Raw genomic sequence first — 20,931 nt, forward strand, 5'->3', positions numbered from 1 at the left:
ATTAAAATGGGAAAAAGTAAGGAATTAGGGTCAGTACCAAGCCCGAATAAACAATCGAGATTGGGATACCGATACGCAGATAATCTGTAAGGTGATAATTACCCACGCTATAAACAAGTAAGTTAGTCTGGTAGCCGTATGGCGAAATGAAGCTCGCACTCGCACCAAACAATACCGCCATGATGAATGGCATTGGGTCAACCCCATAGCCTACCGCCATGCTGTAGCCGATCGGGAACGAGAGTGCCGCAGCGGCGTTATTGGTGACTAACTCTGTCAGAATCAGAGTCATCAGATAAGTCGCGACCAAGGCACCAAATACGCCCCAGCCATTAAATGCCTCAATGAACATCTGCCCCATACGTTCCGACAAACCCGATGAAATCATCAGCTGAGCAATAGAGAGCGCAGAGCCCACAATCACGACAATATCAACAGGAAAGCGGCGGCGAAGCTCACTCAGCTGCACGATACCAAATGCCACCAGCAATAATAAAAACCCAGCTAAGCCTTTAATTATTGGCACCATATCAAGCAGTGCTAAACCAATCACACTAGTGAAACCAAGTAGTACAAGCACCGATTTATCTGCATCAAGCTTGGCACTTGAATCCAAATCATTCATCAACACAAACTCTTTGTTGTGTTGTTGTCGCTGCTCTTCAAAGCGTTTGCCAGGCACCAGAATCAAGGTATCACCTGCCGTCAGCGTTATGTTGCCCAAGCCACCTTCGAGGCGTTCATGACCGCGACGAATCGCCACCACCACAGCATCAAAGCGGTCTCGGAACTGGCTGGTTTTCAGTGTTTTATTACAGAAGCTTGCCGATGAGCTCACCACTACTTCAACGAAGCTCTGACCGTTGAGGTGATGTTGACCAAACAGAGTTAGCCCTTGGATTTCTTGCAGCGTCGCAACACTCTCCACATCACCACAAAACAGCAGTCGATCACGAGCCTGCAATACAAAATCAGGGTCAATTGAGGCTGTGGTTTTACCGTCACGAATCACTTCCGCTAAGAACAACTTTCGCAGTGATCTTAGGTTATTCTCACTCACACTGCGACCAACCAACGGAGAGCCTGGTTCAACTCTTGCTTCTAAAAAGTAAGGCAGATCATCTTGCGATCCATCATCGTAGCTTGGTAGGAAATAACTCAGAGGAATAAGGATCAACACCCCACCCGCTAATACCGCTAAACCGATCAAAGTTGGCGTAAAAAAGTTTAGACTCGGCAATCCTGCATCTTCAACAAAACTATTAATGATCAAATTGGTTGAGGTGCCGATCAATGTCAGTGTTCCACCAAGAATAGCAGTATATGACAATGGAATAAGGAGTTTGGACGGCGCGTATTGTTGATTACGTTTGATCGCACCGATCAAAGAAACCACCACTGCCGTATTGTTGGTAAAAGAAGAAAGCAAGGCTGTGGAAATACCCAACTTTGCCACCACTGTGCCCAACCGACCTTCAGAAATATTGCGGCTAACCCAGCTGATTAAGCGAGTTTTTTCTAACGCACTTGATGCCAAAATCAGGAGAATTAGAGTCAGTAGTGAGGAGTTAGTGAAATTGTTGGCTATGCTCGATAGGTCGATCATCCCGCCCATAAAAGCAATGAACGCCGCGCAAGCAAAGATAAAGCTTGGCTTAATACGGGTGACTAGCAGGCAAGTAATAATGCCAAGCAAAATCGCTAATACAAATCCTTGTTGCCACATATACCCGTCCTTTGTGGCGGAAACGATCGGTTTCCGCCTGATTTAATAAGCAGCTACTTAGCCGTTTATGACTTCAGTAGTTGGCTTAAATCTTTGGAATCCCAATGAGGGAAGTGCTTGCGAACCAATGCATTAAACTCAAGCTCAAATGCAGAGAAGTTACCGACTTGCTGTTCAACAGAGTTCAAACGGTCTCGAATCAAACCCGCTCCAACTGTCACGTTGGTTAGACGGTCAATAACGATGAAGCCACCGGTATCGGCACTTTCACGGTATTTATCCAACGCGACCGTCTCGTTCAGTGACCACTCACATAAGCCAATACCATTGAGTGGTAACTCTTCAACCTCATGCGTCGACAGGTTGTTGATGTCGTATTGATGGCGGACGGCTTCCACCTGACCTACCGTTTTCTTACCTGCGATCTTGATGTCGTAAGCTTTACCCGGTTGCAGTGGTTGCTCTGTCATCCACACAATATCTGCCAATACGTGGTTGGTAGATTCAATCTGCGTGTTTTCTAGCACAATCAAATCACCACGACTGATATCGATTTCATCTTCAAGAGTCAGTGTTACCGCCAAGCCTGCTTGCGCTGACTCCAAATCTCCATCAAAGGTTACGATGCGAGCGACTTTAGAAGTTTTGCCCGATGGCAAAGCCTTGATTTCATCACCGACGCTAACACGACCAGAAGCCACTGTGCCGGCAAAGCCGCGGAAGTCTAAGTTAGGACGATTCACATACTGCACTGGGAAACGGAATTCACCAGCCGAGCGTTTTTGGTCGATATCAACTTTCTCTAACACTTCGAGTAGAGATGGGCCTTCAAACCATGCTAGCTCTTTACTAGGTGCAGCAACGTTGATGCCTTCTAGCGCCGAAACCGGCAAGATCTGAATGTTAGTTTCGCCTTCTAGATTTTCTGCAAACTCTAGATATTCATCGCGAATATCTTCAAAACGATCTTGTGAATAATCCACAAGATCCATCTTGTTCACTGCAACGATGAAATGCTTCAAACCAAGCAAGTTAGAAATAAACGAGTGACGACGCGTTTGATCCAGAACGCCCTTACGAGCATCAATCAAGATCACCGCCAGATCACAAGTTGAAGCGCCTGTAGCCATATTGCGCGTGTACTGCTCATGCCCTGGGGTATCAGCAATAATGAATTTACGTTTTTGTGTCGAGAAGTAGCGGTAAGCAACATCGATGGTGATGCCTTGTTCACGCTCAGCCTGCAGGCCATCAACAAGCAGTGCTAAATCAGGCTTCTCACCTGTGGTACCCACTCGTTGGCTATCCGAGTGAACTGCAGCTAGCTGATCTTCATAAATCTGTTTTGTATCATGGAGTAAGCGACCGATTAATGTACTTTTACCGTCATCTACCGAGCCACAAGTTAAGAATCTAAGCATAGATTTATGCTGATGCTGACTCAGATAACCTTCAATCCCTAGTTCAGCCAATTCGGCTTCTACTGCACTATTCATTTTCTTTCCTTAGATTCTTAGAAATAACCTTGGCGCTTTTTCAGCTCCATTGAGCCAGACTGATCATGGTCAATCGCTCGGCCTTGACGCTCACTGGACGTCGCCACCAGCATCTCTTCAATAATGCCTGTTAGCGTATTCGCCTCAGATTCAACCGCTCCGGTTAGTGGGTAACAGCCTAAAGTACGAAAACGAACGCTTTTCTCTTCAATCACTTCACCTTCTTGCAACACCATACGGTCATCATCAACCATAATCAGCATGCCATCACGCTCAACCACCGGACGCTTATCTGAAAGGTAAAGTGGAACAATATCGATGCTCTCTAGATAGATGTATTGCCAGATATCTAGCTCAGTCCAGTTTGATAGAGGGAATACACGGATGCTTTCGCCCTTGTTAACCTGACCGTTATAAGTGTGCCAAAGCTCTGGACGCTGGTTCTTTGGATCCCACGTGTGGTTCTTATCTCGGAAAGAGTAAACACGCTCTTTCGCTCGAGATTTCTCTTCGTCGCGACGCGCACCACCAAAGGCAGCATCGAACCCATACTTGTTTAACGCCTGCTTAAGGCCCTGAGTTTTCATGATGTCGGTATGCTTAGAAGAGCCGTGCACAAATGGGCTACACCCCATTGCGAGACCTTCGGGGTTCTTATGTACCAAAAGGTCAAAACCGTACTTTTTGGCTGTGCGGTCACGGAACTCAATCATCTCGCGAAATTTCCAGTCCGTATCAACGTGTAACAAAGGGAATGGAATCTTGCCTGGGTAAAACGCTTTGCGAGCTAAATGAAGCATCACAGAAGAATCTTTACCGATGGAGTACATCATTACTGGGTTATCAAACTCAGCCGCCACTTCACGGATAATATGAATACTTTCCGCTTCTAGCTGTTTTAGATGGGTTAAGCGTTCTTGGTCCATTTCAGTGCTTCCTTTAAGGCTCGCGTTACGAGCAATTCATTACTTGGTCTCACCAAGCAAGGGATTTAACTCATCCACTTAGTGAATGGGAGTATTGGCACTAGAAGAAAACATAAGCTTCGATTGAGCTGTCCTTGCTATTCATCTGCCTGATACGTCCTTGATATAGGCATTATGACGAGCAGCTCATATTGCTGGAAATTCTAAAATTTCATTTTTTATTCGAAAAGCTGATAAGGCGTGCAATAAATAGATAAGCAAGTGAAATGAATGGACTAATCTTATCGATATCATTTGTGCATGGATTGAGTAGCTTTGGGAGGCGTCTTGCAGAACACCATAAAGTAATCGATCTAAGTCACGAATTCACATTCGTTGTAATCATTGTTTCACTCCATTTTGTTACATTACGCAACAAATTTTCTTCTATCCACTTTGGAGCTACAAAATGAAAGTTGCAATGAAACCTTTATCATTGGCTGTACTTGCGGGTCTTGGTCTGACACTCGCAGGCTGCACAACAACACCAGATACCGATGAAGTGATTAAACTACGTGTCGTAGAGACAACTGACATCCATACTAACCTAATGGATTACGACTACTACAAAGACAAGCCATCACAAAAAATTGGCTTAGCACGTACTGCAACTCTAGTAAAAGAAGCTCAAAACGAAGTAACAAATAGCGTATTAGTTGATAACGGTGACCTACTACAAGGTAGCCCAATGGGTGATTACATGGCAGACAAAGGCATCGTTGCCGGTGAAGTTCATCCTGCTTACAAAGCAATGAACCAGCTAAGCTATGATGCAGCGAACATCGGTAACCACGAGTTCAACTACGGCCTAGAGTTCCTAGAAGAGTCTATAAACGACGCTGCTTTCCCATACATCAGTGCTAACGTTTACGATGCTGAAACGAAAGAGCACTACTTCACGCCTTACATTATCAAGACGCACACTTTCGCAGATACAGCGGGCGTAGAGCACGAGATCAAAGTAGGTTACATCGGCTTTGTTCCACCACAAATCATGACGTGGGATAAGAAGAACCTTGAAGGTAAAGTAATCGCTCGCGACATCGTTGAGACAGCAAACGAGCTAGTACCTCAAATGAAGGCTGAAGGTGCAGACGTTATCGTTGCGATTCCTCACTCTGGCGTATCTCAAGACCCATACAAAGCAGGCGAAGAAAACTCGACGCTTTACCTATCTGAAGTAGAAGGCATTGATGCGATTGCATTCGGTCATTCTCACGCCGTATTCCCAGGTAAAGGCTTCGACAACATCCAAGGCGTTGACAACGAAAACGGCACTATGAATGGTGTTGCGGCAGTAATGCCTGGTCGTTGGGGTAGCCACGTAGGTGTTATGGACCTAACACTGGCGCAAAAAGACGGTAAGTGGGAAGTAGTAAAAGGCCAATCTGAAGCTCGCCCTATTTATGACAAGATTGAGAAGAAATCACTGGCTGCAGCGGATGAAGGCATCGTAACTGCACTAGAAAAAGACCACCAAGGTACTCGCGATTTTGTGAACCAACCAATTGGTAAAGCAGATGACGTGATGTACAGCTTCCTATCGCTAGTACAAGACGATCCAACAGTACAGATCGTTAACCTTGCACAAAAAGATTACGTTGAGCAATTCATCCAAGGCGACCCTGATCTAGACGGTACACCAGTACTTTCTGCAGCGGCACCATTCAAAGCAGGCGGTCGTAAGAATGACCCAGCAAACTTCACTGAAGTTGAATCTGGTCAACTAACATTCCGTAACGCGGCTGACTTGTACCTTTACCCGAACACGCTAGTTGCGATGAAGGTAACGGGTCACGAAGTAAAAGAGTGGCTTGAGTGTTCTGCTGGTCAATTCAACCAGATCGATGTGAACTCTACAGCACCACAACAGCTGATTGAGTGGGATAACTTCCGAACTTACAACTTCGATGTTATCGACGGTGTGAATTACCAAATCGACGTAACTCAGCCTGCAAAATACGATGCAAACTGTAAAGTGGTTAACCCTGACTCTCAGCGTATTGTTGGTCTAACTTACCAAGGTAAACCAATCGACATGAAGCAAGACTTCCTGATCGCAACCAACAACTACCGTGCTTACAGCGCTAAGTTCCCAGGTACAGGTGAAGACTTCATCGCATTTGATGCACCAGATGAGAACCGTACGGTACTGGCGAACTACATCTCTCGCGTAAGCAAAGAGCAAGGTCAAGTGAGCCCAACAGCTGACAACAACTGGTCATTTGCACCAATCAAAACGGATAAGAAACTAGATATCCGCTTTGAAACGTCACCAAGTGAGAAAGCTGCTCAGTTCATCAAAGATAAAGGTCAATATCCGATGAGACGCGTTGCGACTGATGATGTTGGTTTCGGTGTTTACCAAATCGACCTAACTAAATAGATTACTCAAGTAATCGCTAGTTAACCTTCTAAAGGCTGAGTTTCACGACTCAGCCTTTTTGTATCTAAACACCTTAAGCAATTGAATAGCGTATAGATTAGTTCTTAATTTCTAATAATTCGTCACTCTCAAACTTTTTTTCAAATCACAGCCTCTTATCTAATTCCCTCGTCGAAACATCACTACGCTTACACTTACCGCTACTCAGCCAGATTAAAAAATCCGCAATGCGATGCAAGTTTTTCTCAGCTCCTCGTGTCTATTTAATTTACTACACTCAATGAATGGTCAAAAACCATTCATCTATAAGATAAATAGGGACATTTGATGAGTACCGCCGAGAGCATTCAAGCATGGTTACATTCAGGAGAAGAGTCGCAGCTATGGCTAATGCTTGGCATCATCGCGCTTTCTTACCTGCTTGAAGATCTAGCGATTGTGACCGCAGCTGGTTTGGCGACTCAAACACTCATCCCACCTCAATACGCACTGCTTGCGATTTTCATCGGCATTGCCACTGGTGATCTTGGTCTCTATTACCTTGGAAAGTCTGGGCGTTACTTTCGGGGAGTCCGTTATAAGGCGCTAACCAACCGACACTTTCGCGTACTTCGTACCAAATTACGTAAAAACGCATTCAGTAGTCTTTTTATGATCCGCTTTATACCCGGACTACGCACGATTGGTTTTACCTTGAGTGGTTTTTTCGCTATACCGCTTCTGGCTTTCTTACTGGCTGTAATCAGTGCTACCGCGTTATGGACAGGCGTTGTCTTCTCTGCCATCTACTATTTAGGGACATCAGCCTGGCTGCAAGCCTCTGAATATCAATGGATCGTCATCCCTTGTGCCATCGCTTTGCTGCTTGTCGGTAATCGATTAATGAATAAAACCTACTCTAGAGGATTATCATGAGTTCACCGCAAGATATTCGCGTTATTCCCGCACATCAAATCAATGCAGGCATGCCCCTTCTTGAAAAAGATACTGTGCGCTGTGTCTCACCTTATGAGTTTCTTCCGACTTGGTTTTTCTATACGCCTGTAGTGATTCAAAGCCTGATGCAAGGGCTACGGCATTTTGACTGGGCGCTACCACTCATTGCCAACCCGAGCATCAAACTCAGCGGCATGGTCGGCGAATCGAAACACGAGATACTGAGCCTTGCCGGATCGTCGAGCAAGCGTTGGATCTCTCCATTTATCACTTTAACCAAAACCGATCTCAGCAGTAAGAAGCAAGCTGAAGATGCGCGTACAGCACTAGTACAAACGGAGCTTAATTTCCCTATTGTGGCCAAACCGGATCTTGGTTGTCGCGGGGTTGGAGTAAAGCTGATCAACAACCAAGATCAACTTGAGCAATATATTGAATCCTTCCCAAATCACGCTCGTTTTCTACTGCAAAAAAAAGCGCCATACGTGGCTGAAGCGGGCGTGTTTTATGTTCGTTATCCGAATAAAAAACAAGGTGAGATCATCTCGATCACCCTCAAATATGCACCAATGGTCACTGGCGATGGCACTTCGACACTCAAGCAATTAATAGAAGATAACCCACGAGCCGGACAGCTCAGTCACCTGTATCTGCCTAGGCATGAAGACAAGTTAGATCAAGTGCTTGATGAAGGTGAAGAGTTCCAACTCGCCTTTGCAGGTAGCCATAGCCGTGGGTCTATCTTTCGAGACGGTAATCAATACATCACTCAGGCTTTAAGCGAACGCTTAGATGAGATATTCGATGACTTCGACGGTTTTCATTTTGGTCGACTGGACGTCAAGTTTAAAGACATCCATAGCCTAATGCGAGGCGAAGATTTTACGATTCTTGAAGTCAATGGCGCGAGCAGCGAGGCCGGACATATCTGGGATCGTAATACACCACTGCGAGAGATTTTTTCTACGCTACTCCAACAATACCGCATTCTTTTTAACATAGGTGCTCAGCAGAAACAGCGAGGCCACCAGCCTCCATCTTTTAAGAGCCTGCTAAATGCGTGGCAAGAAGAACGACGCCTAGTTCAACAATATCCGACCACCGACTAACTTTGTACGAGGAACATGCATGAATCCGATAGCCCAGCCGAGCGCCTTTGCCGCTGTCTCTCCTAGTATCAAGGGAGCGGTAGAGATACTGAATCAAGGCCTAGAGTTTCTGACAGCAATTTCTGATAGCGATTATCTAACGAGTGCTAAGCCACACGTCACTAGCTCTATTGGTGAGCATACTCGCCATACGCTGGATCTTTTTAACGCTTTGATTTTGAAAGAGGATGCGACCGTTGATTACAACACTCGTCGTCGTGGTCACCCAGTTGAATACGATAGGTCGATGGCAATCAAAGAGCTCCACTACGTGATCAATTGGCTGGAGCGATTAGACCATGATGATCTAGAAGCGCCTATCACGATCCAAACTGAAGTTTCGATGGATACTCAAGTGTTTGCTAGCCTGCCTTCAACACTAGAAAGGGAGATAGCCTTTGCGGCGCTGCACGCTAATCATCATTACGCGATGATCAAAGTGATCACCACCTTCCTTGATGTTGAAACCTGTAACACCTTTGGTTATGCCCCAACCACTAGCAGCTATCTGAGGGAACAATAATCATGTGTTCAGTATCTTGGTTGCTTGAAGAGAATGGCTATCAGGTCTTTTTTAATCGTGACGAACAAAAGACCCGAGCATTGGCCATGCCCCCTAAACAGTATCAGGTTAACGGTGTCGATATCATCATGCCACTCGACCCAACGGGCGGTGGTAGCTGGATCAGTATTAACGAGTTTGGGCTTTCACTATGCCTACTCAATAATTATCAAGGCATGGTTCCAGTCGGCCCATTGGTCAGCCGTGGTTTATTACTGAAGAACCTATCCTCGAGCTGTAATCTTGGTCAGCTTTCTGAGGCTTTTAATAGGCTCAACCTACACTCGTTTGCCCCATTTACCCTACTGGCTTTTGCCCCAAATCTAACGCAGCATAATGGTGTGGTGATTGCCTATATGTGGGATGGCATTCAACAGAGAGTAGTGAAAACCGACTCACCACTATTCTCATCCGGTGTTGATTTAGAACGTGTACAAACCTACCGACAAGCCCAATACGACCAACTCGTAGCAACGGAGAAGAATCAGCAGAACCTACTTGAGTTTCACTCTCACCATCACAGTGAACAGCCTCATCTAGCAACCTGTATGCATCGTGACGACGCGCACACAGTCAGCTTTACCCATTTACGTAATCTGCATGGTCATGCCTCGATGTTTTATGCGCCAGGCTCACCTTGCGAACCAATCAAACCACGCCAGATAAATCAGCAGCGTTTTACCTTCGATTTATCATCAGCAACCAATCTATAGATGGAGTCCATCATGAGAAAACTAATCACTATGGTCATGCTACTTGTTAGCCCTTACGTATTTGCCGCCGATGAAATCTATACCGGTTTCTTTAGCAGCAAGGCACTCGATGGCTACGATACCGTGGCTTACTTCACCTCAGGTAAGCCTGTTGAAGGCAGTAAACAATTCAGCACTGAATATAAAAGCTCGGATTGGTATTTCTCTTCTGAAAAGAATCTGACTTTATTTGTTAATAATCCTGAAAAATATGCCCCTCAATATGGTGGTTATTGCGCATGGGCCGTTTCAGCCAAAAACGACTTTGCACCAGGTGACCCACAATATTGGACCATAGTGGATGACAAACTTTACCTGAACTACGACCAAGAGATTCAAGAGACCTGGGATAAAGACCGTGCACAGCACATTCAACAAGCCGATAAAGCTTGGCCGCAGCTGATTAAATAAGGTAGCTTCATTATGATTGATAGTCCTTTTCGTTTACCACGTTACACGCCTTTTGGTTTGGGTGAGTCTGTTGTCGAGTGGGCAACTGGACTATCTCAGCTAGAGCGACTCTATCAAGATCGACAAGACGAGTTATCTAGTTTCGAATTCATGAATTACACCTTGTCGGCGCTCAATATCGACTACTCCATTGCATCGGGAAGCACAGGAAACATTCCTGAAGAAGGCCCTGTTGTAATTGTAGCGAACCACCCTCTCGGCGCGATTGAAGGTGTGATCCTAGCTGATCTCGCAGGATCAGTAAGAAAGGATGTGAAAGTGTTGGCGAATGAGTTACTCAAACGGCTACCTGAACTGAATGATCTTTTCATTGGTGTTGATGTCTTTAATGGTAAAGACTCAAAAAGGACCAATGCTAAAGCCATTCGAGATGCCAATCATCACCTAGCTGATGGTGGGCTATTAATCGTGTTCCCAGCCGGAGAAGTATCCAGTTACCGCAAAGGAGCAAAAACACTTACCGACATTGAGTGGAGCAAGTCCGTTGCTAAGTTTGTTAAGCGCCATCAAGCGACGACAGTTCCAATCTTTATCAACGGCAAAAACAGTGAGCTGTTCTACCAAGCCGGTCGAGTACATCCTCTATTGAGAACCGCTCTACTCGGGCGTGAACTTCTCAATAAAAAGGCGACAACTATCTCTATCTCGATTGGCTCATCGATTCCGTATTCAGAGATAAAATCTTTTGAAAAAGAGATGGATATCGTCAACTATCTAAGACTCAATACCTATCTTATGAGTCAACAAGATAACCCGAACACACAGATCCACGCGCCCTCTTTCGATACCCAAGTGATTGCGCCAATATCACCAGAGGTATTGGCAATAGAGATAGACTCACTACCTCAAGAAACGAAGATAATCGAACAGGGTGACTTCGATGTCTATTGTACGCCAAGCCAATCTATTCCCAACTTAATGCGAGAGATTGGTCGAGTCAGAGAAGAGAGCTTTCGAGAAGTAGGTGAAGGTAGCGGGCTTGCTTGTGACTTGGATGAGTATGACCTTTACTACCATCAACTGTTTGTGTGGAACAAAGCTAAGGCCGAATTAGTCGGAGCTTATCGACTGGGTATGGTCGACAAGCTAATTGCTGAACACGGATTAGACCAGCTCTATTCCCGTAGTCTGTTCAACTACGACCAAGAGTTCATCGATACCCTAGATAACAGTATTGAACTTGGGCGTTCAGTGGTAAGTAAACCTTACCAAAAGAGCCTCAACTCACTGTTACTACTATGGAAAGGCATTGCGACTTTTGTCTCTCGACACCCTCAATATACTCACCTATTTGGCCCGGTAAGTATCAGTAATGATTACAGCCACAATGCACGCCTGTTGATCGCGACTACCTTATCGATTCACCATTATGATGAAGAAAAGGCGAGTCTGGTTTATCCTTCGTCACCACTTAATACCAGCAGTCATGTGTTCTGGCAAAATCACCTATTGTCTTCACTGGCAAGTGTGCCTCTGCTATCCAAAGTATTAGCTCGTATGGAACAAGGAAAAGGGTTACCGGTACTACTGCGCCAGTATCTTGGGATGAATGGCAAGCTGGTGTGTTTTAACGTCGACCCATCGTTTAATGATGCGCTAGATGGCTTGATTGTGGTTAACCTTAAGAAAGTACCATTGAAAACCTTAGGCAAGTACATGGGGCGAGAGCTTGCTCAAGATTACCTAGAGCAGCACGCCCAAGGCTGATTTAGACCGAACTGTACCTACACTCAAATAAGTGCGATGATTTCAGCACTTATTCGGGTTAGGTTATTTTCATGCACACCTCTTTTATCGAACAACTGCAAAGCTTCGACTTCTCAGAAAGTCAGATTGAATCGCTAGTCGCTGTCGCCAAGCCTCTTGAGCTACCCACCAGACACATTCTTGTTAACCAAGGAGAGATGGCAGGCTCAATTTACTTCGTACTTGAAGGCCTATGCCACGCTTGTTATCTCACTAATGAGGGCAAGCAATACAGCAAAGAGTTCTACTGGGAACAAGACTGGATCATCGGCTTTGAGAGCTTGATAAAAAACCAAGCGTCCCCTTACCTGCTTGAAACCCTCACGCCTATTACGTTATTAGAACTGCCAATGAAGGCAGTAATCGAGTGGCGTGCCTCTAATAATCCTTTGTATTTAAAGTTGCTAGAAACCCAGCTGATGCACAAGGAAAACAAAGAGCGATTCATGTTGCTCTATACCCCAGAGCAACGTTACCAGCTTTTCTGTGAGCACTACCCAGATCTGGAACAACGCCTCAACGACAACCAAATTGCTGCCTACCTAGGAATAACGGCGATAAGCTTGAGTAGAATTAAAGGTCGAATTAACAATAGTTAATGCCAACGGTCAGTGTGCATAGTACATTCAAAGCATCGATAATCTCTGGATGTAAACATGATCACTTGGCACTCTATTCCCTTTTCTGAACTTTCAACACAACAGCTCTATCAACTGTTGCAACTACGAGTCGACGTATTTGTGGTTGAGCAAACCTGCCCTTATCCAGAACTCGATGGCAAAGACACCCTTGAAGGTGTCCAGCACCTAATGGGCTATGCGGACGGAGAGCTCATCGCTTGTGCTCGTTTATTGCCACCAGGTACAACTTATGACAATGCCAGTATTGGCCGAGTTGCAACCAAACAACCAGCTAGAGGCAATGGTTTAGGGCATGAATTGCTGGTAGAAGCATTAGCTCGCTGTGAAGCATTATGGCCGAACACGACCATCGACATTGGTGCGCAAGAGCACCTAGAAAGCTTCTACGCTAGCCATGGATTCAAGACGATCTCTAAAATGTATTTGGAAGATGATATTCCACACGTAGACATGAGATTAGAGAAGTAATGTCGAATATCACTGTCGGTATCCTACTTTTGATTGCGGGCAACCTGTTTGCCTCGCTCTCTGACGTAGCTGTGAAGTTATTGAACGGCGAAGTCCCACCTCTTCAGTATATTTTTTTCCGTCAGTTGATATCTCTGTTACTCATTACTCCTTTGTGGCTGCGACAAAGCAAGGAGCAACGCTGCTTGCAACAAGCCAAGGTCACCTTAATTCGTGGACAACTGATCTTAATCGGCAGTGGGTGTATGGTGATCGCGATCACCCATATGTCTTTAGCGACAGCTAACGCGGTATTTTACGTAGCCCCGTTATTAATGCTGCCTCTATCAGTGCTTCTGTTAAAAGAGCAGCCTGCGCTTGGCAAAATCCTCGCCACCACTGTCGGCTTTATTGGCGCGCTAATCGTATTGCGGCCATCACAATTTCACTGGGCAGCGCTGTTTGCGCTGGTCACAGCACTGACACTCGCACTTTTCAATATATTAGTAAGAAAGATTCCGAGTAAGCAATCAGTAGTAACAACACTGTGGTGGACAACATTATTTTCCCTGCCAATTTCTGCACTATTAGCAATAGTTAAATGGCAGCCCTTAACAACTATAGAGATGGGGTTAGTTTCCATAAGCGCGGTTTGCATTTTAGCCTACAACGGCTTAGCCGTGCTGGCTTACCAAAAAGCACCAGCAGGAGAAATTGCTTTTGCTGAATATTCGGGTTTAGTATTTGTTGTAATATTTGGCATATACTGGTTTGATGAAATACCGGATATTTTGAGCATCATTGGAATGGCGATGATCCTCATGCCGATAATGCTAAAAAATGCCATTTCCACTCGCTGGAGATCAGTAAAGAAGAAATATGATAAAGCACAAAATTAAGCATTATGAAATAGAAGAACATACGGATAATCACTGTCACCAAGAACATCAACTAGTCTATGTCCATAGCGGATTATGCGCCTCACAAACTGAGGGAAAAAACTACTATGCTGTCAATGGTCAGGCTCTTTGGATACCTGCAAACAAATCGCACTCAGCGAGCTTCTTTCAAGACTCCAGATTGAGCTTACTATTCTTTGACCAACCGCCACCGTCGCCCTTAACGACAGAACCAGCGTTACTTAGAGTCACAAACTTTTGGTCTCTATTAATGCATGAGTATTCCCAACATCATCTAGACTTCGACAACAATACACAACATGCTTATAACGATGTTCTTTGGGATCAAGTACAATATTTAAGCCAAATACAGGGCCCTCAATCTCACACAAATCATTGTGACAAACGACTCACTACTCTTATCAATACAGTATGCCTTAAGCCAAATAAGAATATTACTTTACAAGATTTTGCCAAACATTGCGGCGCTTCAGAAAGGACCTTAAACCGACTGTTCTACAAACAATTTCATCGTTCGTTTGGTGAGTGGCGGAATATGATCGTAATGGAGCGTGCCAATCAAATGCTCATGCAAGGCTTTAGCGCAACCGATATAGCGATTGAACTGGGATACCAAAGCCTTCCAACCTTTTCCTCTGCACTTAAACGTTATAACACAAAAAGACAATGACAAAGAAAGTGCTAACTTTGTCATGAATCGATAAGCCATATTTTAGCGGAACTTTATAATCATTTTAATGAATAAACTGAGGGTAAAGTATTATGCTAAAAAGAAAGAAAACCACACCGCTTCTGATAATCAGTGGCCTACTGGTATTAACATCAGGGGTCATGCTGTTTTTCGATATCATGCCGCGAAAAGTAGTGTTAATGCATGAGTGGATAGGCCTGATTCTTACTATAGCAGTCATGAGCCATGTCTTAATGCATAAAGCTTCAATAAAAATACACTTAAAAAAAGGTAGTAATCTGGTGTTGATGGTCTGTGTCTTACTACTTGGTAGTAGCATGTTACAGCCTGAAGGTGGCGCGGGTAACCCTGCAGCAAACCTATTCTCAGCTATAGACAACGCCCCAATGGAAACCATTGCTACGTTAAAGCATATATCATTTGAGGAAATGAAAGCTGTGATGCTAACCAATAACATTTCAATTGCTAGCAATAATACAACACTCACAGAAGTTGCTAAGCAAAACAGTATCACTGAGGAGCAACTACTAGAATTAATTTTTAGATAAATATCTTAAGCACAGTTGGCAACAAATAAAGCAAAGGTAAACTCAATATTTACCCAAGCATTCTCAAAGAGCTTGGGTAAACATTCTTTGAAGAACAGAGACAAATCTCTATTATTTACTTCGGCCAAAGCCACCATCAGATAAACGGAAGAACATAACTGATGTGTCGCCCTTCTCTAGCTGTAGAATATCAAGTTGTCCGGTCTCGGCTAATTTGAATCGAACTAACTGACCTTTACGAATTTGGCTGAGTGGTTTGTCTGCCCCTTCAATATGCACTAACGCATTTAAATCAGACAGCGGTAAATCGTTGTTACGGAAAACTTGAGCCAAGGTATCACCTTGCTTAACCAGGTACTCCTGCCAATTATTGTTCGTCGGCTCTGATGAGTTACTCTTCGTATTGTGCTGCTCGCTCAAGCCAACGGTATTGATCTCAAGCGCAACGCGAGATGTAACCGGAGTTGCTTCTACCTTAGGCTCGGGTAACGGCACAGCAAGTAGGATAAGAACGATCGGCGAAATCAACATTAATAATCTTTGGTGTAGCTTAGGTAATAAACCCCAAGTCTGCACTACCGAGGTTTTCATTTCTTTTATATCGATCGAGCTCAATTTCTCTTTGACCTGGTTCAGTCGATCCTTGAGTTCTGCTAAGTGGTCAACTTTCTGCTTTTTCTTTTGACGACGATTCATACCACTGCGTCCTATAAATTGAATAACTACAGTATAAAAACCAAAGTACCAACAGTATAGATCTTTCCGTCACAACGAGGCTCAATGCAAGAAAATTGACATGGCTGTGATTTGGACGCGTTAAAGCGCAAGTGATCAGGGACTAGCCGTTTCGTCACGCTGCTAATACTGGTATTCTTACCATTTTCGTACTGACAAAAAGAGTGACTTTTCATGTCTGAAGTAAAATTTGAAACTGTAGAGCAAAAAGCTAGCTACGGTATCGGTCTACAAATGGGCCAACAACTTGCTGGTTCTGGTCTTGAAGGCCTAAACGTTGACGCAATCGCTGCTGGTATCGCTACAGCTCTAGTTGGTGATATGCCAGCTATCGAAGTTGACGAAATCAACAACGCACTACAAGAACTACACACTCGCGGTGAAGCTGCACGTCAAGAACTAGCTAAAGCTGCAGCTGCAGACGGCGAAGCTTTCCTAGCTGACAACGCTCTTCGTTCAGAAGTAACAGTGCTTGAGTCTGGTCTTCAATACGAAGTACTAACTGAAGGCACTGGCGAAATCCCAACTGCAGACAAGCAAGTGCGTGTTCACTACCACGGCGAACTAACTGACGGTACTGTTTTCGACAGCTCTGTATCTCGCGGTCAACCAGCTGAATTCCCAGTAACTGGCGTAATTCAAGGTTGGGTTGAAGCTCTACAAATGATGCCTGTTGGCTCTAAGTGGAAGCTTTACATCCCTCAAAACCTAGCATACGGTGAGCGTGGCGCAGGTGCTGCAATCCCACCATTTGCTGCTCTAGTATTTGAAGTAGAACTTCTAGCTATTCTTTAATTTTTATAAAGACCTATGGTAAAACAAAATACTATAGTCAAATAAAATTAAAATAACGTATCGGCGATGTGACTACATCGCCGTTTTTCGTTTATAGTGAAAGAGTAAATTACTTTATTACTTAAGGACGAATAATGAAGAAAGTACTCATCACAGTTTTAAGCAGCCTCGCAGTTGTCTCTTGCGCTAGCACCAGCGATTCTGAACAAACCAGTTCTGGTTCTGATACCAACTACTCTAAACTATCACAAACTGCATTGCTGGCAGCTGTGAACATGTGGTCTCAACAAAACGAAACAACACCGCTTGCCGATACCGTTGCTGACCAAGCATCAGTAACTAGCGATCAAGCGATTGGCGGCATCGGCTCTATGTTAGCACTTGCACAGAATTCACTAGATACAGCTGACAACAAAGAACTCGCAACGCTTATTCCAGGTATGTCTAGCCTAGAGTCAACTGGCTTATCATCACTACTGAACTCACAAGGTGCAGTTGAAAGTGCCTTTTCTAGTTTAGGTATGGATCCATCGATGGTATCAACGTTTGCGCCAATCATTCTGCAAACACTGCAATCTCAAGGCGCAACGAGTGGTTTGATGGATTCGTTAGCAGCGATTTGGAAATAAGCTAAAGTAATAAGACTGTAGATTGAAATAATAAGGGCACTTCGGTGCTCTTTTTTATGGAATTAAGAAACTGAGATATGATGTTTTGAGAGCGACGCTTATTCTAAGCAAGAGAAAGTGCCGGGTATTATGGTGCCAGATCGAAAAGTAATAAATACAAAAAAGCCGAGCTAATGCTCGGCTTTTTGTATTAATAATCTAGTATAGATTACTCAGCAGCTTCTTCAGCAGCTGGGCGGTCTACAAGCTCAATGTAAGCCATTGGAGCTTTATCACCAGTACGGAAACCACATTTAAGAATGCGAGTGTAACCACCTTGGCGAGCCGCGAAACGCGGGCCTAGTTCATTAAATAGTTTTGCTACCACTTCGTTATCACGAGTGCGAGCGAATGCAAGACGACGGTTAGCAACACTGTCTGTCTTAGCTAGGGTAATCAACGGCTCAATTACGCGACGTAGTTCTTTTGCTTTAGGCACGGTAGTTTTGATAACTTCGTGACGAACAAGAGAGCTAGCCATGTTGCTGAACATCGCTTTACGATGACTGCTGTTGCGGTTGAGTTGACGACCACTTTTACGATGGCGCATGACCTAATCCTTCTAACTTTTCGATTAATCTTCAGCGATTGACGCTGGTGGCCAGTTTTCTAGACGCATGCCTAGAGAAAGACCACGTGAAGCAAGCACATCTTTAATCTCTGTAAGAGATTTCTTACCAAGGTTTGGCGTTTTAAGTAGCTCAACCTCAGTGCGCTGTACAAGATCACCGATGTAGTGAATCGCTTCTGCTTTCAAACAGTTAGCAGAGCGAACTGTTAGTTCAAGATCGTCTACAGGACGTAGTAGGATAGGATCGAATTCTGGCTTCTCTTCCTTCTCCTCAGGTACACGTACATCACGAAGATCTACGAACGCATCCAGTTGTTCAGCTAGGATAGTAGCTGCACGACGGATTGCTTCCTCAGGTTCTAGAGTACCGTTCGTTTCCATATCGATAACAAGCTTGTCTAAGTCAGTACGTTGTTCTACACGTGCCGCTTCTACAGCGTAAGCGATTTTATCAACCGGGCTGTAAGTAGCGTCAACAAGTAGACGACCGATTGGACGCTCATCTTCTTCAGTATGGATACGAGCTGAAGCTGGAACGTAACCACGACCACGTTCTACTTTGATACGCATTGCGATCTCAGCGTTGTCATCCGTTAGGTGACAAATTACGTGCTCAGGGTTAGCGATCTCTACATCACCATCGTGGGTGATGTCACCTGCAACAACAGGGCCTGAGCCTGATTTGTTCAGTGTAATAAACACTTCATCTTTGCCTTCAGCAACGCGCACAGCCAAACCTTTAAGGTTTAGAAGGATTTCCAGGATATCTTCCTGAACGCCTTCTTTAGTGCTGTATTCGTGTAGCACACCTTCGATTTCAACTTCTGTCACGGCACAACCCGGCATAGAAGATAGAAGAATGCGGCGAAGAGCATTACCTAGAGTGTGGCCGAAACCGCGCTCTAATGGCTCAAGAGTTACTTTCGCGTGTGTCGTATTGATCTGTTCAATGTCAACAAGACGCGGCTTAAGAAATTCTGTTACAGAACCCTGCATTGTGTCCTCTCTTTTTTTAACCTTACTTAGAGTAAAGTTCGACGATCAAGTGTTCATTGATGTCAGCTGATAGATCAGAACGCTCAGGCATACGCTTGAATGTACCTTCCATTTTGCCAGCATCTACTTCAATCCAAGTTGGCTTTTCACGTTGTTCAGCAACTTCTAGAGCCGCTTTAATACGAGATTGCTGTTTAGCTTTCTCGCGGATAGAAACAACGTCGTTTGCCGCTACTTTGAAAGAAGGAACGTTTACAACTTTACCGTTAACTAGGATAGACTTGTGGCTAACTAGTTGACGAGATTCAGCACGAGTTGCGCCAAAGCCCATACGGTAAACTACGTTATCAAGACGACCTTCAAGAAGCTGAAGCAGGTTTGCACCCGTGTTGCCTTTTAGACGTGCAGCTTCTTTGTAGTAGTTGCGGAATTGTTTTTCTAGAACGCCGTAGATACGACGAACTTTTTGCTTCTCACGAAGCTGAACGCCATACTCAGATAGACGACCGCGACGAGCGCCGTGTACACCTGGTGCGTTATCAATTTTACACTTGGTATCGATCGCACGGACACCAGACTTAAGGAATAAGTCAGTACCTTCGCGACGGCTAAGCTTTAGCTTAGGACCCAAATATCTTGCCATGATCTTTCTCCAATATTCCTAGAAACGAAACTTAAACGCGACGTTTCTTAGGTGGACGACAACCGTTATGAGGGATTGGTGTCGCATCAACAATGTTAGTGATACGGAAACCAGCAGCGTTCAGTGCGCGAACAGTAGATTCACGACCTGGACCTGGACCCTTAACCATAACTTCCAAGTTCTTTAGGCCATATTCTTTAGCCATTTCACCACAACGCTCAGCTGCAACTTGTGCTGCGAACGGAGTAGATTTACGAGAACCACGGAAACCTGAACCACCTGCTGTAGCCCATGCAAGAGCGTTGCCTTGACGGTCAGTGATAGTTACGATTGTGTTGTTGAAAGAAGCATGAATGTGCGCTACGCCATCAGCTACTTGCTTGCGTACGCGCTTACGCGCGCGAGTTGGTTGTTTTGCCATTGTACTCTACCTTATCCGACTATTTCTTGATCGGCTTGCGCGGACCCTTACGGGTGCGAGCGTTGGTTTTAGTACGCTGTCCACGTAGTGGTAGACTGCGACGATGACGAAGACCACGGTAACAGCCAAGGTCCATAAGACGCTTGATGTTCATCGATACTTCACGACGTAGATCACCTTCTACAGTGTACTTAGCTACACCATCACGCAGTTGATCGATCTGCTCTTCAGTTAGTTCACTGATCTTAGCATCTTCAGCAATACCCACTTCAGCTAGAATAGCTTGAGAGCGAGTTTTACCGATACCGTAGATTGCAGTAAGTGCAATTACAGAATGCTTGTGATCAGGAATGTTAATGCCGGCTATACGGGCCATTATTCACTCCTAAGGGGTTCATAAAAGAATTATCCGCAGCAAAGCCCGTTATGGATACGCTGCGGCATACTACTTCTTTTGCACGCAAAAGGTAGGCCGAGGAATATACTCGACTCTACCTTGTATTTCAAGTAAAAATTTCTGCTGATTAGCCTTGGCGTTGCTTATGCTTTGGCTCACTGCAAATCACGCGAACGACACCGTTACGCTTGATAACTTTACAGTTACGGCAGATTTTTTTAACGGAAGCACGAACTTTCATTGCTAAACTCCGTAAATGGAACTGAAATT

24 protein-coding genes are annotated in these 20,931 nt (G+C 44.7%); 14 read left to right on the plus strand and 10 right to left on the minus strand.

Going from position 1 to position 20,931, the window contains the following annotated elements; translation table 11 throughout:
* Window position 1: 1 nt before the first annotated feature.
* The 3 genes from A3712_RS05130 to cysD form a co-directional block, all read right to left on the minus strand.
* On the minus strand, window positions 2-1,726 hold the full coding sequence (locus A3712_RS05130; RefSeq protein WP_063522583.1) for an SLC13 family permease: 1,725 nt from the start codon (window positions 1,724-1,726) through the stop codon (window positions 2-4).
* A gap of 65 nt (window positions 1,727-1,791) precedes the next feature.
* On the minus strand, window positions 1,792-3,222 hold the full coding sequence (cysN, locus tag A3712_RS05135) for a sulfate adenylyltransferase subunit CysN (RefSeq protein WP_063522584.1): 1,431 nt from the start codon (window positions 3,220-3,222) through the stop codon (window positions 1,792-1,794).
* Between the two features lie 17 nt (window positions 3,223-3,239).
* Window positions 3,240-4,184, minus strand: coding sequence for a sulfate adenylyltransferase subunit CysD (gene cysD / locus A3712_RS05140; RefSeq protein ID WP_269451410.1), 945 nt, complete (start codon window positions 4,182-4,184; stop codon window positions 3,240-3,242).
* A 412-nt stretch (window positions 4,185-4,596) separates the two neighbouring features.
* Here cysD and A3712_RS05145 point away from each other — a divergent pair, with 412 nt between their 5' ends.
* The 12 genes from A3712_RS05145 to A3712_RS05200 all read left to right on the plus strand — a co-directional run bounded on the left by A3712_RS05145 (window position 4,597) and on the right by A3712_RS05200 (window position 15,435).
* On the plus strand, window positions 4,597-6,573 hold the full coding sequence (locus tag A3712_RS05145) for a bifunctional 2',3'-cyclic-nucleotide 2'-phosphodiesterase/3'-nucleotidase (protein WP_063522586.1): 1,977 nt from the start codon (window positions 4,597-4,599) through the stop codon (window positions 6,571-6,573).
* A 327-nt stretch (window positions 6,574-6,900) separates the two neighbouring features.
* Window positions 6,901-7,488: a DedA family protein gene (locus A3712_RS05150; RefSeq protein WP_063522587.1), complete on the plus strand. Its 588-nt coding sequence runs from the start codon at window positions 6,901-6,903 to the stop codon at window positions 7,486-7,488.
* The gene (locus A3712_RS05155; protein WP_063522588.1) at window positions 7,485-8,618 is read left to right on the plus strand and encodes an ATP-grasp domain-containing protein; all 1,134 of its coding nucleotides are present in this window, start codon (window positions 7,485-7,487) and stop codon (window positions 8,616-8,618) included. Before A3712_RS05150 ends, A3712_RS05155 begins: the two co-directional genes overlap by 4 nt.
* Before the next feature lie 19 nt (window positions 8,619-8,637).
* Complete coding sequence (locus A3712_RS05160) at window positions 8,638-9,180, plus strand: DinB family protein (protein WP_063522589.1); 543 nt, start codon at window positions 8,638-8,640, stop codon at window positions 9,178-9,180.
* Between the two features lie 2 nt (window positions 9,181-9,182).
* Window positions 9,183-9,932, plus strand: coding sequence for an NRDE family protein (locus A3712_RS05165; protein ID WP_063522590.1), 750 nt, complete (start codon window positions 9,183-9,185; stop codon window positions 9,930-9,932).
* 12 nt (window positions 9,933-9,944) lie between these two features.
* Entirely contained in the window at window positions 9,945-10,382 is a 438-nt protein-coding gene (locus A3712_RS05170; protein WP_063522591.1) for a YHS domain-containing (seleno)protein, read from the plus strand.
* 12 nt (window positions 10,383-10,394) lie between these two features.
* Window positions 10,395-12,149, plus strand: coding sequence for a lysophospholipid acyltransferase family protein (locus tag A3712_RS05175; protein WP_063522592.1), 1,755 nt, complete (start codon window positions 10,395-10,397; stop codon window positions 12,147-12,149).
* Window positions 12,150-12,220: 71 nt separating this feature from the next.
* Window positions 12,221-12,787, plus strand: a complete 567-nt coding sequence (locus tag A3712_RS05180) for a Crp/Fnr family transcriptional regulator (RefSeq protein WP_063522593.1) — start codon at window positions 12,221-12,223, stop codon at window positions 12,785-12,787.
* 57 nt (window positions 12,788-12,844) lie between these two features.
* Window positions 12,845-13,297: a GNAT family N-acetyltransferase gene (locus A3712_RS05185; RefSeq protein ID WP_063522594.1), complete on the plus strand. Its 453-nt coding sequence runs from the start codon at window positions 12,845-12,847 to the stop codon at window positions 13,295-13,297.
* Window positions 13,297-14,175, plus strand: coding sequence for a DMT family transporter (locus A3712_RS05190; RefSeq protein ID WP_063522595.1), 879 nt, complete (start codon window positions 13,297-13,299; stop codon window positions 14,173-14,175). The genes A3712_RS05185 and A3712_RS05190 overlap by 1 nt, the downstream gene beginning before the upstream one ends.
* Window positions 14,156-14,866, plus strand: a complete 711-nt coding sequence (locus A3712_RS05195) for an AraC family transcriptional regulator (RefSeq protein ID WP_063522596.1) — start codon at window positions 14,156-14,158, stop codon at window positions 14,864-14,866. The genes A3712_RS05190 and A3712_RS05195 overlap by 20 nt, the downstream gene beginning before the upstream one ends.
* Window positions 14,867-14,958: 92 nt before the next feature.
* Window positions 14,959-15,435 (plus strand): DUF4405 domain-containing protein, encoded by a 477-nt coding sequence (locus A3712_RS05200; protein WP_063522597.1) that lies wholly within the window; start codon window positions 14,959-14,961, stop codon window positions 15,433-15,435.
* Between the two features lie 111 nt (window positions 15,436-15,546).
* Here A3712_RS05200 and A3712_RS05205 read toward each other — a convergent pair whose 3' ends face one another.
* A complete protein-coding gene (locus tag A3712_RS05205) occupies window positions 15,547-16,131 on the minus strand; it encodes a LysM-like peptidoglycan-binding domain-containing protein (protein WP_063522598.1) in 585 nt (194 codons plus the stop codon).
* Between the two features lie 213 nt (window positions 16,132-16,344).
* On the opposite strand from A3712_RS05205, the gene A3712_RS05210 reads away from it, so the two are divergent.
* Window positions 16,345-16,965 carry an FKBP-type peptidyl-prolyl cis-trans isomerase gene (locus tag A3712_RS05210; RefSeq protein WP_004738774.1) on the plus strand — a complete coding sequence of 207 codons (621 nt, stop codon included), beginning with the start codon at window positions 16,345-16,347 and terminating at the stop codon, window positions 16,963-16,965.
* Between the two features lie 134 nt (window positions 16,966-17,099).
* Window positions 17,100-17,594: a DUF2780 domain-containing protein gene (locus A3712_RS05215; RefSeq protein ID WP_063522599.1), complete on the plus strand. Its 495-nt coding sequence runs from the start codon at window positions 17,100-17,102 to the stop codon at window positions 17,592-17,594.
* A 208-nt stretch (window positions 17,595-17,802) separates the two neighbouring features.
* Here the strand turns inward: A3712_RS05215 and rplQ are convergent, their stop codons facing one another.
* The 6 genes from rplQ to rpmJ form a co-directional block, all read right to left on the minus strand.
* Window positions 17,803-18,183 (minus strand): 50S ribosomal protein L17, encoded by a 381-nt coding sequence (rplQ, locus tag A3712_RS05220; protein ID WP_004729812.1) that lies wholly within the window; start codon window positions 18,181-18,183, stop codon window positions 17,803-17,805.
* 24 nt (window positions 18,184-18,207) lie between these two features.
* Complete coding sequence (locus tag A3712_RS05225; protein WP_004729813.1) at window positions 18,208-19,200, minus strand: DNA-directed RNA polymerase subunit alpha; 993 nt, start codon at window positions 19,198-19,200, stop codon at window positions 18,208-18,210.
* Between the two features lie 22 nt (window positions 19,201-19,222).
* Complete coding sequence (gene rpsD / locus A3712_RS05230) at window positions 19,223-19,843, minus strand: 30S ribosomal protein S4 (protein WP_004738777.1); 621 nt, start codon at window positions 19,841-19,843, stop codon at window positions 19,223-19,225.
* Window positions 19,844-19,874: 31 nt separating this feature from the next.
* The gene (gene rpsK / locus A3712_RS05235) at window positions 19,875-20,264 is read right to left on the minus strand and encodes a 30S ribosomal protein S11 (RefSeq protein ID WP_004738778.1); all 390 of its coding nucleotides are present in this window, start codon (window positions 20,262-20,264) and stop codon (window positions 19,875-19,877) included.
* 19 nt (window positions 20,265-20,283) lie between these two features.
* Entirely contained in the window at window positions 20,284-20,640 is a 357-nt protein-coding gene (gene rpsM / locus A3712_RS05240; protein ID WP_004738779.1) for a 30S ribosomal protein S13, read from the minus strand.
* Window positions 20,641-20,788: 148 nt separating this feature from the next.
* Window positions 20,789-20,902: a 50S ribosomal protein L36 gene (gene rpmJ, locus A3712_RS05245; protein WP_000868186.1), complete on the minus strand. Its 114-nt coding sequence runs from the start codon at window positions 20,900-20,902 to the stop codon at window positions 20,789-20,791.
* Window positions 20,903-20,931 lie beyond the last annotated feature (29 nt).

This window comes from Vibrio sp. HI00D65, assembly GCF_001635455.1.
In the GTDB taxonomy this organism is placed as follows: Bacteria; Pseudomonadota; Gammaproteobacteria; order Enterobacterales; family Vibrionaceae; genus Vibrio.

Bases quoted from the DNA above. Each gene is read 5' to 3' on its own strand.
- A3712_RS05180 (WP_063522593.1), top strand. From the start codon at position 12,221: ATGCACACCTCTTTTATCGAACAACTGCAAAGCTTCGACTTCTCAGAA.
- A3712_RS05145 (WP_063522586.1), top strand. From the start codon at position 4,597: ATGAAAGTTGCAATGAAACCTTTATCATTGGCTGTACTTGCGGGTCTT.
- rpsK (WP_004738778.1), bottom strand. From the start codon at position 20,264: ATGGCAAAACAACCAACTCGCGCGCGTAAGCGCGTACGCAAGCAAGTA.
- rpsM (WP_004738779.1), bottom strand. From the start codon at position 20,640: ATGGCCCGTATAGCCGGCATTAACATTCCTGATCACAAGCATTCTGTA.
- A3712_RS05175 (WP_063522592.1), top strand. From the start codon at position 10,395: ATGATTGATAGTCCTTTTCGTTTACCACGTTACACGCCTTTTGGTTTG.
- A3712_RS05185 (WP_063522594.1), top strand. From the start codon at position 12,845: ATGATCACTTGGCACTCTATTCCCTTTTCTGAACTTTCAACACAACAG.
- A3712_RS05225 (WP_004729813.1), bottom strand. From the start codon at position 19,200: ATGCAGGGTTCTGTAACAGAATTTCTTAAGCCGCGTCTTGTTGACATT.
- A3712_RS05150 (WP_063522587.1), top strand. From the start codon at position 6,901: ATGAGTACCGCCGAGAGCATTCAAGCATGGTTACATTCAGGAGAAGAG.
- A3712_RS05190 (WP_063522595.1), top strand. From the start codon at position 13,297: ATGTCGAATATCACTGTCGGTATCCTACTTTTGATTGCGGGCAACCTG.
- rpmJ (WP_000868186.1), bottom strand. From the start codon at position 20,902: ATGAAAGTTCGTGCTTCCGTTAAAAAAATCTGCCGTAACTGTAAAGTT.
- A3712_RS05165 (WP_063522590.1), top strand. From the start codon at position 9,183: ATGTGTTCAGTATCTTGGTTGCTTGAAGAGAATGGCTATCAGGTCTTT.
- A3712_RS05205 (WP_063522598.1), bottom strand. From the start codon at position 16,131: ATGAATCGTCGTCAAAAGAAAAAGCAGAAAGTTGACCACTTAGCAGAA.
- A3712_RS05195 (WP_063522596.1), top strand. From the start codon at position 14,156: ATGATAAAGCACAAAATTAAGCATTATGAAATAGAAGAACATACGGAT.
- A3712_RS05130 (WP_063522583.1), bottom strand. From the start codon at position 1,726: ATGTGGCAACAAGGATTTGTATTAGCGATTTTGCTTGGCATTATTACT.
- A3712_RS05210 (WP_004738774.1), top strand. From the start codon at position 16,345: ATGTCTGAAGTAAAATTTGAAACTGTAGAGCAAAAAGCTAGCTACGGT.
- cysN (WP_063522584.1), bottom strand. From the start codon at position 3,222: ATGAATAGTGCAGTAGAAGCCGAATTGGCTGAACTAGGGATTGAAGGT.
- A3712_RS05170 (WP_063522591.1), top strand. From the start codon at position 9,945: ATGAGAAAACTAATCACTATGGTCATGCTACTTGTTAGCCCTTACGTA.
- rplQ (WP_004729812.1), bottom strand. From the start codon at position 18,183: ATGCGCCATCGTAAAAGTGGTCGTCAACTCAACCGCAACAGCAGTCAT.
- A3712_RS05200 (WP_063522597.1), top strand. From the start codon at position 14,959: ATGCTAAAAAGAAAGAAAACCACACCGCTTCTGATAATCAGTGGCCTA.
- A3712_RS05215 (WP_063522599.1), top strand. From the start codon at position 17,100: ATGAAGAAAGTACTCATCACAGTTTTAAGCAGCCTCGCAGTTGTCTCT.
- rpsD (WP_004738777.1), bottom strand. From the start codon at position 19,843: ATGGCAAGATATTTGGGTCCTAAGCTAAAGCTTAGCCGTCGCGAAGGT.
- A3712_RS05160 (WP_063522589.1), top strand. From the start codon at position 8,638: ATGAATCCGATAGCCCAGCCGAGCGCCTTTGCCGCTGTCTCTCCTAGT.
- A3712_RS05155 (WP_063522588.1), top strand. From the start codon at position 7,485: ATGAGTTCACCGCAAGATATTCGCGTTATTCCCGCACATCAAATCAAT.